Origin of the sequence: Amycolatopsis sp. VS8301801F10 (genome assembly GCF_046195355.1) — a bacterium.
In the GTDB taxonomy this organism is placed as follows: domain Bacteria; phylum Actinomycetota; class Actinomycetes; order Mycobacteriales; family Pseudonocardiaceae; genus Amycolatopsis.
The window spans coordinates 8,469,857-8,486,140 of sequence record NZ_CP176065.1; the positions used below are offsets into that span (position 1 = coordinate 8,469,857).

The 16,284-nt window shown below is 70.0% G+C and carries 14 protein-coding genes and 1 tRNA gene; 5 read left to right on the forward strand and 10 right to left on the reverse strand.

The genetic code is table 11. From position 1 onward, the window contains the following. Positions 1 to 93: 93 nt before the first annotated feature. Positions 94 to 1,719 carry a CocE/NonD family hydrolase gene (locus F9C11_RS38785; protein ID WP_409182306.1) on the forward strand — a complete coding sequence of 542 codons (1,626 nt, stop codon included), beginning with the start codon at positions 94 to 96 and terminating at the stop codon, positions 1,717 to 1,719. On the opposite strand, the gene F9C11_RS38790 is transcribed toward F9C11_RS38785, so the two are convergent. Both F9C11_RS38790 and F9C11_RS38795 read right to left on the reverse strand, forming a co-directional pair. Further along, positions 1,709 to 2,470, reverse strand: a complete 762-nt coding sequence (locus F9C11_RS38790; protein WP_409182307.1) for a metallophosphoesterase — start codon at positions 2,468 to 2,470, stop codon at positions 1,709 to 1,711. The two genes, F9C11_RS38785 and F9C11_RS38790, sit on opposite strands and share 11 nt — an antisense overlap. Before the next feature lie 4 nt (positions 2,471 to 2,474). Next, positions 2,475 to 3,089, reverse strand: coding sequence for a GntR family transcriptional regulator (locus F9C11_RS38795; protein ID WP_409182308.1), 615 nt, complete (start codon positions 3,087 to 3,089; stop codon positions 2,475 to 2,477). A gap of 46 nt (positions 3,090 to 3,135) precedes the next feature. Here F9C11_RS38795 and F9C11_RS38800 point away from each other — a divergent pair, with 46 nt between their 5' ends. After that, complete coding sequence (locus tag F9C11_RS38800) at positions 3,136 to 4,320, forward strand: aminotransferase class V-fold PLP-dependent enzyme (protein WP_409182309.1); 1,185 nt, start codon at positions 3,136 to 3,138, stop codon at positions 4,318 to 4,320. A 278-nt stretch (positions 4,321 to 4,598) separates the two neighbouring features. Here F9C11_RS38800 and F9C11_RS38805 read toward each other — a convergent pair whose 3' ends face one another. From F9C11_RS38805 to F9C11_RS38820, 4 genes are all read right to left on the reverse strand, one after another. Continuing rightward, positions 4,599 to 4,964, reverse strand: coding sequence for a hypothetical protein (locus F9C11_RS38805; protein WP_409182310.1), 366 nt, complete (start codon positions 4,962 to 4,964; stop codon positions 4,599 to 4,601). A 573-nt stretch (positions 4,965 to 5,537) separates the two neighbouring features. After that, a tRNA-Val gene (locus F9C11_RS38810) sits at positions 5,538 to 5,609 on the reverse strand. Positions 5,610 to 5,651: 42 nt separating this feature from the next. Next, positions 5,652 to 6,116, reverse strand: coding sequence for a peroxiredoxin (locus tag F9C11_RS38815; protein ID WP_409182311.1), 465 nt, complete (start codon positions 6,114 to 6,116; stop codon positions 5,652 to 5,654). A 55-nt stretch (positions 6,117 to 6,171) separates the two neighbouring features. Continuing rightward, entirely contained in the window at positions 6,172 to 6,606 is a 435-nt protein-coding gene (locus tag F9C11_RS38820; RefSeq protein ID WP_009074710.1) for a DUF3052 domain-containing protein, read from the reverse strand. 399 nt (positions 6,607 to 7,005) lie between these two features. Here F9C11_RS38820 and aceE point away from each other — a divergent pair, with 399 nt between their 5' ends. The 3 genes from aceE to F9C11_RS38835 all read left to right on the forward strand — a co-directional run bounded on the left by aceE (position 7,006) and on the right by F9C11_RS38835 (position 11,440). Next, positions 7,006 to 9,801 carry a pyruvate dehydrogenase (acetyl-transferring), homodimeric type gene (gene aceE / locus F9C11_RS38825; protein ID WP_409182312.1) on the forward strand — a complete coding sequence of 932 codons (2,796 nt, stop codon included), beginning with the start codon at positions 7,006 to 7,008 and terminating at the stop codon, positions 9,799 to 9,801. 105 nt (positions 9,802 to 9,906) lie between these two features. Continuing rightward, positions 9,907 to 11,118, forward strand: a complete 1,212-nt coding sequence (locus F9C11_RS38830; RefSeq protein ID WP_409182313.1) for an alpha-hydroxy-acid oxidizing protein — start codon at positions 9,907 to 9,909, stop codon at positions 11,116 to 11,118. Positions 11,119 to 11,194: 76 nt separating this feature from the next. Then, the gene (locus F9C11_RS38835; protein ID WP_009074705.1) at positions 11,195 to 11,440 is read left to right on the forward strand and encodes a hypothetical protein; all 246 of its coding nucleotides are present in this window, start codon (positions 11,195 to 11,197) and stop codon (positions 11,438 to 11,440) included. A 1-nt stretch (position 11,441) separates the two neighbouring features. On the opposite strand, the gene F9C11_RS38840 is transcribed toward F9C11_RS38835, so the two are convergent. The 4 genes from F9C11_RS38840 to F9C11_RS38855 all read right to left on the reverse strand — a co-directional run bounded on the left by F9C11_RS38840 (position 11,442) and on the right by F9C11_RS38855 (position 16,152). Further along, positions 11,442 to 12,080, reverse strand: a complete 639-nt coding sequence (locus tag F9C11_RS38840; protein ID WP_409182314.1) for a nicotinamide riboside transporter PnuC — start codon at positions 12,078 to 12,080, stop codon at positions 11,442 to 11,444. A gap of 348 nt (positions 12,081 to 12,428) precedes the next feature. Then, on the reverse strand, positions 12,429 to 13,298 hold the full coding sequence (locus tag F9C11_RS38845; RefSeq protein ID WP_409182315.1) for a mechanosensitive ion channel family protein: 870 nt from the start codon (positions 13,296 to 13,298) through the stop codon (positions 12,429 to 12,431). Positions 13,299 to 14,023: 725 nt separating this feature from the next. Then, positions 14,024 to 15,238: an ABC transporter permease gene (locus F9C11_RS38850; protein ID WP_409182316.1), complete on the reverse strand. Its 1,215-nt coding sequence runs from the start codon at positions 15,236 to 15,238 to the stop codon at positions 14,024 to 14,026. Continuing rightward, positions 15,235 to 16,152 carry an ABC transporter ATP-binding protein gene (locus tag F9C11_RS38855; protein WP_409182317.1) on the reverse strand — a complete coding sequence of 306 codons (918 nt, stop codon included), beginning with the start codon at positions 16,150 to 16,152 and terminating at the stop codon, positions 15,235 to 15,237. Before F9C11_RS38855 ends, F9C11_RS38850 begins: the two co-directional genes overlap by 4 nt. Between the last annotated feature and the right edge of the window lie 132 nt (positions 16,153 to 16,284).

Here is a 16,284-nt window from a genome sequence, read left to right on the forward strand (position 1 = left end):
TCGGGGTGCCCCACGCGCCCCCGCAGCAATGTCGCCGCCAGGCGACGAGCCGCCCCCCCCCCCCCCCCCCCCCCCGAGCGTAAATTCGATCACGTGCTGAACCGAATCGTCGACCGACTGCTCGGTCTCCCGCCCGCCGAATCCCCCGCCCCCGCCGCCGCCAAAAACCTCCGCGTCCCCATGCGAGACGGCACCCACCTCCTAGCCGACCGCTACGCCCCTCCCGGCCAGCACACCGGCCCCGTAGTCCTCATCCGCACCCCCTACGGCCGCACCGGCCCGCTGGCCAAGCTCTTCGGCGAAACCTTCGCCCGCCACGGCCTGCAAACCGTCGTCCAAAGCACCCGGGGCACCTTCGGCTCCGAAGGCGAGTTCCGCCCGTTCCACACCGAACGCGAGGACGGAATCGCCACCGCCGAGTGGCTGCGCGAACAACCCTGGTGCGACGGCCGCATCGCGATGGCCGGCGCGAGCTACCTCGGCCACACCCAGTGGGCGGTCGGCCCGTACCTGGACCCGCCGCTGGAGGCCATGTGCCTCGCCATCACCGCGTCGGAATTCGTCAGCACGTTCTACCCGGGCGGGGTCCTCGCGGCGGACAACATGGTGTCCTGGTCGGCCCTGATCGGGAAGCAGGAGGAGCGGTTCGCCGCGCTGCCGAACCCGCTGCAGACGCGGCGCACGCGCAACGCGATGGCGACCCTGCCGATCGCGGGCGCGGACGTGGCGGCGATCGGCAAGCCGGTGCAGTTCCTGCAGGACGTCACCGCGCACGCGGAGCCGGACGACGATTTCTGGCAGATGTCCGACCACAGCGCGGAAGTCGCGAAGCTCGAGGTGCCGGTCAGCATGGTCACCGGCTGGTACGACCTGTTCGTCCGCGCGCAGCTGCGGGACTTCCGCACGCTGCAGGACGCCGGACGGTCGCCGCGGATCACCGTCGGTCCGTGGTCGCACGGCGAACCGGCCAGCTTGCGCACGATGGTCCAGGACCAGCTCGGCTTCCTGCGCGCGCATCTCGCCGGCGACCGCACCCAGCTCCAGCGCTCCCCGGTGCGGATTTTCCTGCAGAAGGCGGCCACGTGGCTCGATTTCGACCACTGGCCGCCCGCTTCCGAGCCCACGCACGCGCACCTGCGGCCGGTCGGCGGCCTCGGCGAAACGGTGCCCGGCGAGGCCCGGCCCACGTCGTTCACCTACGACCCGGCCGACCCGACCCCGGCTGTCGGCGGGCCGTTGCTGATGGGAAAGAGCAAGCAGCGCGACAATTCCGCGGTCGAGGCGCGCGACGACGTGCTGGTGTTCACCGGCGAGCCGCTGGTGCACGACGTCGACGTGATCGGCGACGTGTCCGCCACCGTGTTCGTGCGGACCGAACTGGCGCACGCCGACGTGTACGTGCGACTGTGCGACGTCGACCCCGGCGGCATTTCTCGCAACGTCACCGACGGGATCCTGCGGCTGCGTCCGGGCAAGCCGGAAGCCGACGCCGACGGCGTGGTGCGGGCCGAGGTGGAACTCGATCCGACCGCGTACCGCTTCCGTCGCGGGCACCGGTTGCGCGTGCAGGTCGCGGGCGGCGCGTTCCCCCGGTTCGCGCGCAATCACGGTACGGGGGAACGGGTTTCGTCCGCCGTGCGCGGCACGCCGAACCGGTTCGAGGTGTTCCACGACGAGACCCGGCCGTCGCGCGTGACGCTGCCGGTCTTTACGGGGTGACCGCGCGCTGATGCGTCGTCAGCCTGCCGTCGTCGTGCAGCACGTGCAGCAGGAGCGACGGCGGGCTGGCGAAGTTCAGCGGCCCGCCTTCGTCCCAGCCGCGGCTCGCGCCGGGTTCCACCGGCAGCAGTGATCCGGACACCACGCCCGGCGCGATCCGCACCGGCACGCCCGCGAACTCCGTCGCGGCGCCGGTGTGCACGTGTCCGCACAGCAACGCCGCCACGCCGGGATGCCGCTTCAGCACGGCGGCGAGCCGGTCTTCGCCGGTCTGCCGGATCGCGTCCACCAGCGGCACGCCGACGTCGAGCGGCGGGTGGTGGAACGCGACGAACGACGGACCGTCGTGACCGGCGAGCGTCTCGTCCAGCCAGGCGAGCGTCTCGTCGGCGAGATAGCCCGCGCCTTTGCCCGGGATCGTCGAATCGCACGACACGAGCAGCACTTCGGCCACCTTCGTCGCGGTGTTCACCGGGGCGTCGCTGGCCGGTTCGCCCAGCAGCGCCTCGCGAAACGGCGCGCGCACGTCGTGGTTTCCCGGGCAGACCACTACCGGCACCGGAAGGTCCAGCAGTTCGGCCGCGCGACGGTACTCCTCGGGCAGGCCGTGATCGGCGAGGTCGCCGGTGGCGAACACGGCGTCGACCGGCTTTTCGAGGTTTCGCAGGTACCGCGTCACCGCGGCGGCCCGTGCGTCGGCGCGCTCGCTGCCGTCGAGGTGGATGTCGGACAAATGCGCGAAGACCCGCACCGGATCAGCTCCCCTTCAAGTACGTCAACGCTTTCACCCAGTTCCGGACCAGCAGTTCGGACGCGCGGGGCAAGTCGCCCGCCCGCAGCGCCGCCGCGATCTCGCGGTGCTCGGCCACGCTCTCGGCCACCCGGTCCCGCCCGCCGAAGTATGCCGTCTCGTAGCGCTTGAGCAACGGTTTCGTCTGCTCGATCAAGCGCAGCAGATGCGGGTTGTCGCAGCGGGACGTGAGCAGCGCGTGCCAGCGGTCGTCCGCCGCGGGCGGATCGGCGGAATCCGCTGTCTCGTCGGAAATCCGGTCGAGCGCGTCCGGCAGCGAGGCGAGTTCGAGCGGCGACGTCCAGCGCAGCGCGAGCGCTTCCAGTTCGGCGACCAGCGGATACAGCCGGCGCGCCTCCTGCGGGTCGAACGGCGCGACCAGGAATCCCCGGCCCGGCGCGGCGACCAGAAGCCCGCGGTCGGCGAGGCCGATCAGCGCCTCGCGCAGCGGCGTCCGGGACACGCCCAGCTCGTTCGCCAGATGGACCTCGTTGATCCGGGTGTCCGCGGGAAGCCGCCCGTCGAGTACGCGCGCGGTGATCTCTTCGAGAAGTTCACCGCGCATGAGTCTCTTGACCATGCCGGCGAGTATTGCACACAGTTCGCACGTACTGTATTCAGTTCATATGGCCAGCACTTTCGATGTCGACCGCGCAAGGCGCGAAACGCCTGGGTGCGTCGGAGTCACGCACTTCAACAACGCCGGGTCCGCCCTCCCGCCCGCGCGCGTCACCGACACCGTGATCGATTACCTGCGCACCGAATCCCTGCTCGGCGGCTACGAAGCGGCAGAGCAGGCGAAGGACCGCCTCGACGGCGTGTACGCCTCGGTCGCGCGCTTGCTCAACGCCGCTCCGGACGACATCGCGCTCAGCGACAACGCGACCCGCTCGTGGCAGGCGATCTTCTACGCGCTGCCGTTCGGACCGGGCGACCGGATCCTCACCGCGGGCGCCGAATACGCCAGCAACGCCATCGCCTACCTCCAGATCGCCCGCCGCACCGGCGCGACCGTCGAGGTCGTGGACAACGACGAAACCGGGCAACTCGACGTCAACGACCTGCGCCGCCGGATCGACTCCGACGTCAAGCTCATCGCGGTCACGCACGTGCCCACGCAAGGCGGCCTGGTGAACCCCGCCGAGGAAATCGGCGCGGTCGCGCGCGAGGCAGGCATCCCGTTCCTGCTCGACGCGTGCCAGTCCGCCGGGCAGCTGGACCTCGACGTCGAACGCATCGGCTGCGACGCGCTGACCTCCACCGGCCGCAAGTACCTGCGCGGCCCGCGCGGCACCGGCTTCCTGTACGTGCACCCGCGCCTGCGAGACCGCCTCGAACCGGCGATGCTCGACCTGCACTCGGCCAAGTGGACCTCCCCCGCCGAGTACGTCGTCGACCCGACCGCGAAGCGCTTCGAGGTGTGGGAACGCGATTACGCCGCCGTGCTCGGCCTCGGCGCGGCAGTGGACTACGCGCTGGAGTGGGGCCTGCCCGCGATCGAAGAACGCGTCACCGCCCTCGCCGCGACCCTGCGCTCCCGCCTCGCCGAACTGGACCGCGTCACCGTGCACGACGCGGGCGCGCGCAAGTGCGGCCTGGTGACGTTCAGCGTCGACGGAGTGCCCGCAGACGACATCAAGGACCGGCTGAACGCGGCGAAGATCAACACGAGCGTCGCGCACGCGTCGTCGGCGCAGTACGACTTCACCGCCCGCCGCCTCCCGGACCTGGTCCGCGCGTCGGTGCACTACTACAACACGGAGGAGGAAATCGACCGGCTGACCGCGGAGGTCGCCGCGCTCGCGCGGTGAGCCGAGATCACCCGTTTGGCGCAGTATCCAGCACCGCCGAAGCCGCCTCTTGTCTCGCGTACACCCGCGGAGTGCGCTGCGGCCGGGCCTGTCGAGGGGGCAGGCCCGACGGGGCAGGGGGAGAAAAGAGAAGGCCTCCTGGGCCGGGATTGATGGGGGAACCCGGCCCAGGGGGCCTTCTCTGGTGTTCGGGGCAGGCCGGGAGACGCGCGCGGCGCTGTCTTTCGGCGGCAGCTACGCGGAAGACGTCAGCCGGAGGCGGTTCCGCGCGAGCGGGGTCAGCCGCGGCTGGTGTGGTCCTTGTTGATGTGCGGCGGCACCTTGGTGGCCTTGGCCAGGTCCCGGCCGTCGACGTCCTCCTCGAGGACCGCGGGATACGTGAACGCCTCGCTCTGGCATTCGTGGCGCGCAAGGCGAATTGCGTCGTCAGGGACGGGGTCCACGAAAGTCACTCCGGCGACGATCAGGCCCAACGCGGACAAAAACAGCAGGGCGGCCGCGAGCCGCAAGGTCGCGAACGGGTTTTCGACCACGTTCAGCACGTGCGTATGCAGAATCCGTTCCATGTCGTAGCCGTTGCGGGCGTAAAAGTGCGCGTACGGCAGTGCCCGATGGTCCCTGGCCCGCATATAGGTCGGGATCATCGGCTTGTCGAAATCGACCGGGCCGGGGTTCCTCGCTCGCTTGTGTATTTCGTAGGTGTGCACGTAAAGCCCGGCGGCAGGGAAATCCGGAGATGATAGCTTTCGCATTTGTACATCAGCGGGGTCGTCAGGGTGATCCGGGACGGAAACCGCCCCCATCTGAACCCGGATTTCCGCCGCCCAGTTCTGCCGCCGTCCGTTCTCGGTCTTGACCGCTTCCGACCCGTGCAGCGCCGTGGTGCGGCTGTTTTCGAATCGACTGTCACCTCGAGCCCGTCCAGCAGCAAGCCTTTCGGGAAGTCGGCCACCGGCACCGGCAGCGGGCCCTTCGCCGGCACTTCGCGATCCGGATGTCCTTGGTGACGGAATGCTTCGCCACCGGACCGTCGGTCAGGATCTCCTCGGTGATGCGCTGCCTGTGCTAGTCGGCACGGGCTCGAACGCCATTACGCCGGACGCCGGGCTTTACCCGTTCGGAGCAGCTTCAGGACGGCCCGGGCGCGGAAACGGACCGGAAAACGCAAAGACCCCATCCGGTGAAGACTTCACCGGATGGGGGCCGATCGGCGACGGTGGGCGCAGCAGGGATCGAACCTGCGACCGCTCGGGTGTAAACCGAGTGCTCTCCCGCTGAGCTATGCGCCCGCGCGCCGGAGCGGGAAACCCCGCCCCGGCGGACGAAACCGGTCAGGCGGTCAGTTCCTCGACCGCCTTCTTCCACCCCGACTGGTCGCGCGCCTCGCCCGGCGCGTTGACCTCGGCGAAGCGGACCACGCCTTCGGTGTCGATCAGGAAGGTGCCGCGCACGGCGAGTCCCGCCTGGTCGTTGAACACCCCGTACTTCTGCGCCACCTCGCCGTGCGGCCAGAAGTCCGACAGCAGCGGGAACTGGTAGCCCTCCTGCTCGGCCCACGCCTTGAGCGAGAACGGCGTGTCGACCGAGACGCCCAGGACCTGGACGCCCTTGCCGTCGTAGTCGCCGAACTCGTCGCGCAGCTGGCACAGTTCGCCGGTGCAGATCCCGCTGAAGGCGAACGGGTAGAACACCAGCAGCACCGGCTTGTCGCCCTTGAACTGCGACAGCGTGACCGGCTGCTTGTTGTAGTCGTTGAGCGTGAAGTCAGGGGCCTGCGAACCGACCTCGACGGCCATACCGGCGATTCCTCTCCAGAGCGAACACGAGCGTGCCGCCCACCCTATCGCGGCCTCAGCGCTGCTTGGCCTTCGAGGACTTCGGCGACACCAGCCGGGTGCCCAGCCAGCCGGGGCCCACGCTGATGTTCGCCGTCTGGGCGAGCCCGACCTGGGGCACCGCCTCGGCGATGTCGCTGGGCTCGACGTGCCCGGGCTGCCCGGTCTTCGGGGTCAGCACCCAGATCACGCCGTTCTCGTCCAGCGGACCACGCGCGTCGACCAGCGCGTCCCCGAGGTCTCCGTCGTTGTCGCGCCACCACAGCAGCACAACGTCGATGACCTCCTGCGCGTCTTCGTCGAGGAGCTCACCGCCGATGGTTTCCTCGATCGCCGCGCGGACGTCGTCGTCGACGTCCTCGTCCCAGCCGATCTCCTGGACCACCATGTCCGGCTTGATGCCAAGGCTCTCGGCGACGCCGGCGTTGCCTGCGTCTCCCGCGGCGACCACTGCTTCCACTCCTCCAACTACGACGGAGCGCGGCGGTAGGTCCGCCGCACTCGGATACTCGGTTGTCGAACAGCGAACACTGACGCGGCGCTGCGCGCAACCGTCCACACCGGATCTTTGGCAAGTCGTGTCTGCAGCGTAGGGGCCCGCCGCCCCCGTGCCCGACTCCGGGTGGCACTCAGTACCCCACCACTGCGAAGCCCTCCCCGGGAGCCTCCTTTAGGGTGGAGGAGAGAAAACGCGCGCGCGATACACCGTGCGCGGGGAGTGGCGACACTCGGGCGGCCGATGTTACCGGGCAGTACAGGTGACGGGAACCCCAACCGGGACGACCATGGACGTCGGCGAGCACTCCCGCCCACCAGCTACAACGGCTACAACCAGCTACAAGGAGACCCCTTGGCCCCGCAGAACGACGGCGCCTCCGGCAAGGAGACCCCGGCTCGCGTACGCGTCATCCGTGACGGACTCGCGGCGCATCTTCCCGACATCGACCCGGAAGAGACCAGCGAATGGCTGGACTCCTTCGACGAGGCGCTGGCGCGAGGGGGCCAGCAGCGGGCCAGGTACCTGATGCTGCGCATCCTCGAGCGCGCCCGGGAGCGCAACGTCGGCGTCCCGGCGCTCACGTCCACCGACTACGTGAACACGATCCCCACCGAGAACGAACCGTGGTTCCCGGGCGACGAGGAGATCGAGCGCCGCTACCGCCGCTACATCCGCTGGAACGCGGCGATCATGGTGCACCGCGCGCAGCGGCCGGGCGTCGGCGTCGGCGGCCACATCTCCACCTACGCCTCGTCGGCGGCGCTGTACGAGGTCGGCTTCAACCACTTCTTCCGCGGCAAGGACCACTCCGGCGGCGGCGACCAGGTGTTCTTCCAGGGCCACGCCTCCCCCGGCATGTACGCCCGCGCGTTCCTCGAGGGCCGCCTCACCGAGCAGCAGCTCGACGGGTTCCGCCAGGAGTACAGCCACGCCGGCGAGGGCGGCGGCCTGCCGTCGTACCCGCACCCGCGGCTGATGCCGGAGTTCTGGGAGAACCCGACGGTGTCGATGGGCCTCGGCCCGATGAACGCGATCTACCAGGCGCGGTTCAACCGCTACCTGCGCGACCGCGGCATCAAGGACACCTCCGACCAGCACGTCTGGGCGTTCCTCGGCGACGGCGAGATGGACGAGGCCGAATCGCGCGGCCTGATCCACGTGGCCGCGGGCGAGGGCCTGGACAACCTGACCTTCGTGATCAACTGCAACCTGCAGCGGCTCGACGGCCCGGTGCGCGGCAACGGCAAGATCATCCAGGAGCTCGAGGCGTACTTCCGCGGCGCGGGCTGGAACGTGATCAAGGTCATCTGGGGCCGCGAGTGGGACTCGCTGCTGCACGCCGACCGCGACGGCGCGCTGGTCAACCTGATGAACGTCACGCCGGACGGCGACTACCAGACGTACAAGGCCAACGACGGCGCTTTCGTCCGGGAGCACTTCTTCGGCCGCGACCCGCGGACGAAGGACCTGGTCAAGGACCTCACCGACCAGGAGATCTGGAACCTCAAGCGCGGCGGCCACGACTACCGCAAGGTGTACGCCGCGTACAAGGCGGCCATGGAGCACTCCGGCCAGCCGACGGTGATCCTGGCGCACACGATCAAGGGCTACGGCCTCGGCCCGGCGTTCGAGGGCCGCAACGCCACGCACCAGATGAAGAAGCTCACCCTCGACGACCTGAAGCTGTTCCGCGACACCCAGCGGATCCCGATCAGCGACGAGGAGCTCGAGCGCGACCCGAAGCTGCCGCCGTACTACCACCCGGGCCCGGATTCGCCGGAGATCGAGTACATGCGCGGCCGCCGCAAGGCGCTGGGCGGATTCCTGCCGGAGCGGCGCCCGAAGGCCGCCAAGGCGCTCGTGCTGCCCGGCGACAAGGTCTACGAGGGCGTCCGCAAGGGCTCGGGCAAGCAGGAGGTCGCCACCACGATGGCGATCGTCCGGCTCATCCGCGAGCTGGCGAAGGACTCGGAGATCGGCAAGCGGATCGTCCCGATCATCCCGGACGAGGCGCGCACGTTCGGCCTCGACTCGATGTTCCCGACCGCCAAGATCTACAACCCGCACGGCCAGACCTACACCTCGGTCGACGCGAGCCTGATGCTGGCGTACAAGGAGTCCGAGAAGGGCCAGCTGCTGCACGAGGGCATCAACGAGGCGGGTTCCACCGCGTCGTTCACCGCCGTCGGCACGTCGTACGCGACGCACGGCGAGCCGATGATCCCGATCTACATCTTCTACTCGATGTTCGGGTTCCAGCGCACCGGCGACGGCCTGTACGCGGCGGCGGACCAGATGGCCCGCGGCTTCGTGCTCGGCGCCACCGCCGGCCGCACCACGCTGACCGGCGAGGGCCTGCAGCACGCGGACGGGCACTCGCTGCTGCTGGCGGCGACGAACCCGGCCGTGGTGGCCTACGACCCGGCGTACTCGTTCGAGATCGCGCACATCGTCAAGGACGGCCTCCGCCGGATGTACGGCGAGACCGGCCCGGACGGCAACGGCGAGAACATCTTCTACTACATCACCATCTACAACGAGCCCTACCAGCAGCCGGCCGAGCCGGAGAACCTGGACGTCGACGGCGTCCTGAAGGGCCTCTACCGGTACTCCGACGCGCCCGAGGGCGACGGCCCGGAGGTCCAGGTGCTGGTCTCCGGCGTCACGATGCCGGACGCGCTCAAGGCGCAGAAGATGCTGGCCGAGGAGTGGGGCGTGCGGGCCGCGGTGTGGTCGGCGACGTCGTGGGGCGAACTGCGCCGCGAAGCGGTCGAGATCGACCACGAGAACCTGCTGCACCCGGACCAGACGCCGCGGGTTCCGTACGTCACGCAGAAGCTGTCCGAGGTCTCCGGCCCGGTCGTGGCGGTGTCGGACTGGATGCGCGCGGTGCCGGACCTGATCCGCCCGTGGGTGCCCACCGACATGCTCACGCTCGGCACCGACGGGTTCGGCTTCTCCGACACCCGCCCGGCCGCGCGGCGCAAGTTCCTGGTGGACGCCGAGTCGATCACCGTCGGCGCGCTGTCCGCGCTCGCCAAGCGCGGCGAGTTCGACCAGGCGAAGGTCGCCGAGGCGGCGCGCCGCTACCGGCTCGACGACGTGGCGGCCGCCGGGCCGCAGACGTCCGACTCCGGCAACGCGTGACCACTGCTTGACGCCAGAGGCCCCTCCGGGACAGTGTTCCGGAGGGGCCTCTGCCTTAAGGTAGACATCGGATGTATCCGATGTCCTGACGAAAGGTGGTCGAGCGTGACCCAGCGGCGCCTGCCCCGGCCCAGCGAGCTCAAAGAGATCCTGCGGCCGAAGCCGATCGTGCTCAACCCGACCGACCGGCGGCTCGCCGCCGCGCACACGATCGCCGACCTCCGGATGATCGCGCGCAAGCGCACCCCGCGCGCCGCGTTCGACTACACCGACGGCGCGGCCGAGCTCGAGGACAGCCTGCGCCGCGCCCGGCAGGCCTACCGGCGGGTGGAATTCCGGCCCAACGTGCTGCGCGGAGTGTCCGATGTGGACACCAGCAGGGAGATTCTCGGGAAGCGCTCGGCGCTGCCGTTCGCGTTCGCGCCCACCGGGTTCACGCGGATGATGCAGACCGAGGGCGAGAGCGCGGTGGCCAGGGTGGCGCAGCGCAACAACCTGCCGATGGCGCTCTCGACGATGGGCACCACGTCGATCGAGGACCTCGCGGCGGCCGCGCCGGACGCCCGCAAGTGGTTCCAGCTGTACGTGTGGCGCGACCACGGCGCGGGCGAAGATCTGATGAATCGCGCGTGGGAGAGCGGATACGACACGCTCCTGCTGACCGTCGACACCCCGGTCGCGGGCCAGCGGCTGCGCGACGTCCGCAACGGCCTCACCATCCCGCCGGCGATCACGCTGAAGACGTTCGTGGACGGCGCGATGCACCCGGCGTGGTGGTTCAACCTGCTCACCACCGAGCCGCTGAACTTCGCCTCGCTCAACCGGTTCGGCGGCACCGTCGCGGAACTGCTGGACAAGCTTTTCGACCCGACGCTGAACTTCGACGACCTCGACTGGGTGCGCCAGACCTGGCCGGGCAAGCTCGTGATCAAGGGCGTGCAGAACGTCGACGACGCCCGGGACGTGGTGAAACACGGCGCGGACGCGGTGCTGCTGTCCAACCACGGCGGCCGTCAGCTCGACCGCGCTCCGACGCCGCTCGAGCTGCTGCCCGCGACGCTGGACGAGATCCAGGACAGCGCCGAGGTGTGGGTCGACACCGGCATCCTGTCCGGCGGCGACATCGTGGCCGCGCTGGCCCGCGGTGCGAACGCGGTGCTGATCGGCCGTGCGTTCCTGTACGGCCTGATGGCGGGCGGCGAGCGCGGCGTGCAGCGCTGCGTGGACATCCTGCGCACCGAGATGGTCCGCACGATGCAGTTGCTCGGGGTCCGGCGGGTGGACGACCTGCGCCCGACCCACGCGACGCTCCGGTGAGCGTCAGTTCGGCGTAGTCCGGTATCCAGTGACGGACATCACGCCTCCTGCCTTCGGAGCATCCGAGGGAGGGACCATGTCCGTCACGCTGAACCGCCGCGCACTGGCGATGCTGCGCGCGATCGCCGCCGGCCGAGCCGAACTCACCCGCAGCTGCGAACCCGACCTGAGGGTCGACGGCCTGCCCTGCTGCGACCAGACGACCGCGCACGACCTCGTCCGGGAGGGCCTGGTCCGCCCGGCGTCGGCGCTGGGCGGCGCGGTCGGGCAGTGGACCCCGGCCGAGCTGACCCCGGACGGGCAGCTCGCGCTCGGCGCCTGAATCAGCGCGCCGCGGCGACGGCCTTCTCGGCGGCCGCCGCGGTGCGCGCCGAGCGGTTCCAGGTGACCCAGCCGTGGACGACCAGCGCGGCGAAGACCAGGTAGATCGCGGCCGAGAAGTACAGCCCGGAGCTGATCTGCAGCGGCACGCCGATCGCGTCGACCACCAGCCACACGCCCCAGAACTCCACGAGCCCGACGCCCTGCGCGGCGAACGCGACCAGCGTCCCGACGAAAATCGCGGCGTCCGGCCACGGCGCCCACGAAGCGTCGAGCGCCTGAAGCGTCAGCGCCATCGCGACCGTGCCCAGCGCGAACGCGCCGAGCATCACGGCCCGCTCGGTCCAGCGGCCCTTGCGCACGACGACGCCGTACACCGGGTCGGTCCGGCGATTCCAGGCCCACCAGCCGTACAGCGAGATGAGCAGGATCGCGACCTGCCGCCCGGCGAGCCCGCCGAGATGCGCGGAGGCGTAAACGGAGAAGAGCAGGACGGTCGCGCCGACCTGCACCGGCCAAGTCCACAGCGTCCGCCGCTGCGCGAGGAACACGACCGCGAGCGCGAACAGCTGCCCGGCCAGCTCGGCGATCGAGATCCACTGGCCGAACACGGTCACGCCGTGGTGCAACAGGAAGTCCACGTCGGCACCCCTTCCGATCTACGCCTCCCAACATGCAGCACGGAGCCGCCATTCCCGGGCCGATGTGAGACTGCAGACAGTCCCGCTCAGTGGACGCCGGGCCGGACGCGGCGGAGGCCCGGCGCCGAGGTGGCGCCGGGCCTCCGTCCCGGGCAAGCCCCGCGTACGCGAGGCAGACCGAAGGGGCCGCGCTGCCGAAGCAACGCGGCCCCTGGCCCCGATCCGCGGATCGGGAACGACCGTCAGCGAAGCGGCCGACCGGGCTCGAATCCGGTCAGCGGCACGGCCCCGGCGCGGGCCCGCGGATCAGCTCGCTGCCCGCGGATCGCCCTTCCCGCCGGTACTGCCTCAGCGCTCCACGCGCCCGAACCCGGCAGGCGGGGTCGGCGGCTCCGGCGGCCGGCCGCCGTCCGCGGGCATCTGGCGGGTCTGCTCGCCGGGCTGCGGAAGGCTGCCCGACTGCGACTGCGGGTAGGCCTGCGTCCGGGTCTGCCCGGCCTGCGCGTGCTGGCCGCTCACCTGGCCCGGCTCCCGCGAGCCGCCGCCGGAGCCCGAGCCGAGCTGGCCCTGCAGGTTGGCCAGCCAGCCGTCCCACCGCTGCTGGGCCGGTTTGATCAGGCCGCCGCCGAAGCCGACCACGATCACGCCGCCCGCGGTCGCCAGCACCGCGATCAGCAGCGGGCCGGTCACCGAGGTCGCGATGTTGACCTGGCCCAGCGCCGCGATGATGCCGAACGCCATCACCAGCCAGTAGGCGAGCGTGCTCAGCAGCCGCCCGGCCGGACGGCCCGACAGCGCGCCGGCGACGACGTCCCGCACGACCTTCGCGATCGCCGCGGCCACGATGATCAGCACCACCGCGACCAGGATCCTCGGCAGGAACGCGATGATGTCGTTCAGCAGCTGGCTCACCGGGTTCGACTGCCCGAACACCCCGAACGCCAGCTGCAGCGCGATCAGCAGAATGAAGTAGTAGACGAGTTTCACGAGCACCGTGGTGGCGTCGAGATTCGCGCCCTTCACCATTCCGGTCAGCCCGGTCTTCTCCACCAGCCGCGTGAAACCGAGTTTTCCGAGAACGAGCCCGAGGGCTTTGGACACGGCTTTCGCGATGAGCCAGCCGATCAAGAGGATGATCAGAAAACCCACGAGTTTCGGGACGAACGTGGCCACCAGATTCCAGGCCTGTCCGAGTCCGTCCTTGAGTTGTTCACCCACGCTGGCTCCCTTCGCCGCGGTTCGACGTGGATTCCGGCGCCGTCCTTCTCGCACCGGGTCGCAGGACAGGTACCCACTGCACCCGGGTGCTGTGCACCACGATCGAGTGAGACGACTGGCGCGAGAAGATCAATCGCCGCCATACTTGTCGTACCGGTGGGGACCGGGGAGACGAGGCCGCTCGGCGCAGCGAAAACCGCAAGCGCCGAGCGGCCTCGAACATTTCCGGCTCTTTATCGCCGCTCACCAGCCCTTCCGAGGCGAATGCGGTTCGGGTTTTCTCCGCCGTTCATCTGGCCTTCATGTTCGCCCCGATTGCCGGGCCGCCGGCGGATTTGCGCGCCGACCTGGGCGAGGCCGCGAAGATGTCCGGACGGGAATCCCGCCGAGGCCCGGTCTGTGCGGTGCGAATTCACGGTGCCGGGCAGCCCGCGACGGCGAATTGCGCGGATCTTCCCGCGCGGCTCCGGATAACTGCGAAGCGCCAATAGCGGGCGGGCGCGACACCGCGCGAAGGGCATTAACGGAAGCGTGGCGGGCAAAAGGAGCAGCGGGCTCGCGCGGGCGGCGTTCACGCAACTCACCCGTTGCCGCTAACCCACGTGGGTTAGGACCTCGGCTGCCCAGGTCCCGCAGGCGGTCGGCACGGCCACCGAGAGTAGAGGCTTTCCGGCACCGGAAAAAGCGGGCCGCGGCAATCCGCCGCGGCCCGCCGTGCTTCGCGATCAGGCAGCGCGCAGCGCGTCCCGCAGCTTCACCTTCGCGCCGGTGCGCATCACCGCGTTGCGGTAGATCCGCGCGGCCAGCCAGATCAGCGCCGGGATGAGCGCGACGACCAGACCGACCGACAGCACCGCCTCCCACACCGGCACGCCGCCCATCGCGAGCCGCATCGGCATCAGCGTCGGCGCGAACACCGGGATCACCGAGAGCACCTCGGCCAGCGGGCTGCCCGGGTTCGACGGCAGGATCGAAATCCCCACCACGTACCCGGCGATCACGAACATCAGCGCGGGCATCGTCGCGCCGCCCACGTCCTCCTGCCGCGACACCAGCGCGCCGAGCGCGGCGAACACGATCGAATACATGAAGAACCCGAGCAGGTACCAGACGATCAGCCAGATCACGGTGCCGACCGCCGCGTTCACCGAAATCGTCAGCACCCCGAACCCGAGCCCGGCCGCCACGCCCGCGACGCCGATCGCCAGCATCTGGATCAGCCCGACGGTGCCGATGCCGAGCACCTTCCCGGCCATCAGCTGCCACGGTTTGATCGTCGACAGCAGCAGTTCGACCACCCGCGACGTCTTCTCCTCGACGACGCCCTGTGCCACGCCCTGCCCGTTGAGCATCAGCGACAGGTAGATCAGGATGCCCGCGATGATGCCGAGCACCAGCTGCTGCCCGTTGTAGTCGTACGGTTTCTCGAGCGGCGGCAGTTCGTCAATCGTCGCCTCGGCGGTCGCCTGGCGCACCTTCGCCGGATCGCCGCCGAGGGACTCGATCTGCTGGTTGAGCGCCAGCTGCCCCTCGAGCACGGTGAACGTGTTCTTCAGCTTCGCGTCCAGGTCCTTCTTCACCTGGACGTGGACCCGCTTCGCGTCCTGCACCAGCAGCGCGTCGATCGAGCCGTCGCGCAGCTTCGCCTGGCCGGTCTGCTCGTCGGGCACCTGCTCCGTCGCGACGGTCTGGCCGATCGACTTCCCCGTCGCGGTCAGCGGCTCGGCCAGCTGCGAAGCGGCAGGCACGTAGCCGACCGTCGCGTCGGCGCTCCCGCCGCCGCTGAAGAACTTGAAGACCAGCGCCAGCGCGACGACGATCAGCACCATCACCAGCGTGGTGATGCGGTAGGCCTTGGAATTGACGCGCGTGGTGATTTCCCGCCCGGCCACGAGGCCGACCGCGGACAACGGGCTCATCTGAACGTTCGACCCGGTCATGCCGCGGCCTCCTGCTGATCGGACACGACGGAACGGAACAACTCGGTCAGGGACGGCAGTTTCCGGGCGAATTCCCGCACCGGCCCGGTCGCCAGCGCGGCGCGCAGCACCGCCTGGTCGTCCGCGCCGTCGGCCAGTTCGAGCTCGGTCACCGCTCCGGTGCGGCCCACGACCGTCACGCCGGCCAGCCCGGCCGCCCAGTTCTCCGGAGCGTCCGGCGCGTCGACGAGCAGCCGGGTCGTCCCGCCCGCGCGCAGTTCCGCCACCGTGCCGGACGCCTCCATCCGTCCACTCCGGACAATCCCGATCCGGTCGCACAGCCGTTCCACCAAATCCAGCTGGTGGCTGGAAAACACGACCGGAACGCCCTCGGCCGCCTTTTCCTTCAGCACCTCGCTCATCACGTCGACGGCCACCGGGTCCAGTCCGGAAAACGGTTCGTCCAGCACGAGAATCCGCGGTTCGTGCACCAGCGCGGCGGCCAATTGCACGCGCTGCTGGTTGCCGAGGCTGAGCTTCTGCACCTCGTCGTCGCGGCGCGCGGCCACGCCGAGCCGTTCGGTCCACCGTTCGCTCGACGCCTTGGCCTCCGCCTTGGGCATTCCGTGCAGCCGGGCCAGATACGTGAGCTGTTCGCCGACCTTCATTTTCGGGTACAGCCCGCGTTCCTCGGGCATGTAGCCGATCTGGCGGCGCGTTTCGTGCGTGACCGGCTCGCCCGCGTACCGCACCTGGCCGGCGTCGGCGCTCAGCACGCCGAGCGCGATGCGCATCGTGGTCGTCTTGCCCGCCCCGTTGCTGCCGACGAATCCGAAAAGCTCCCCCGGCCGCACGTCGAACGTCATGTTCTCGAGCGCCACCACGGCGCCGTACCGTTTGGAGATCCCGTCGATCTCCAGTCCGGGCTCTGGCATGGCCCGTCCCCCTGTTCTCTTTTCCCCGGGACGGCCCCCTGCCGTCCACCCGGGATCCTAGGCACTCCGTCAGGCCGCCGCCCACCGCCTGAGGTCGCCGCCGCGTCCGCCTAAAGTTGCGGGCCGCCGCGG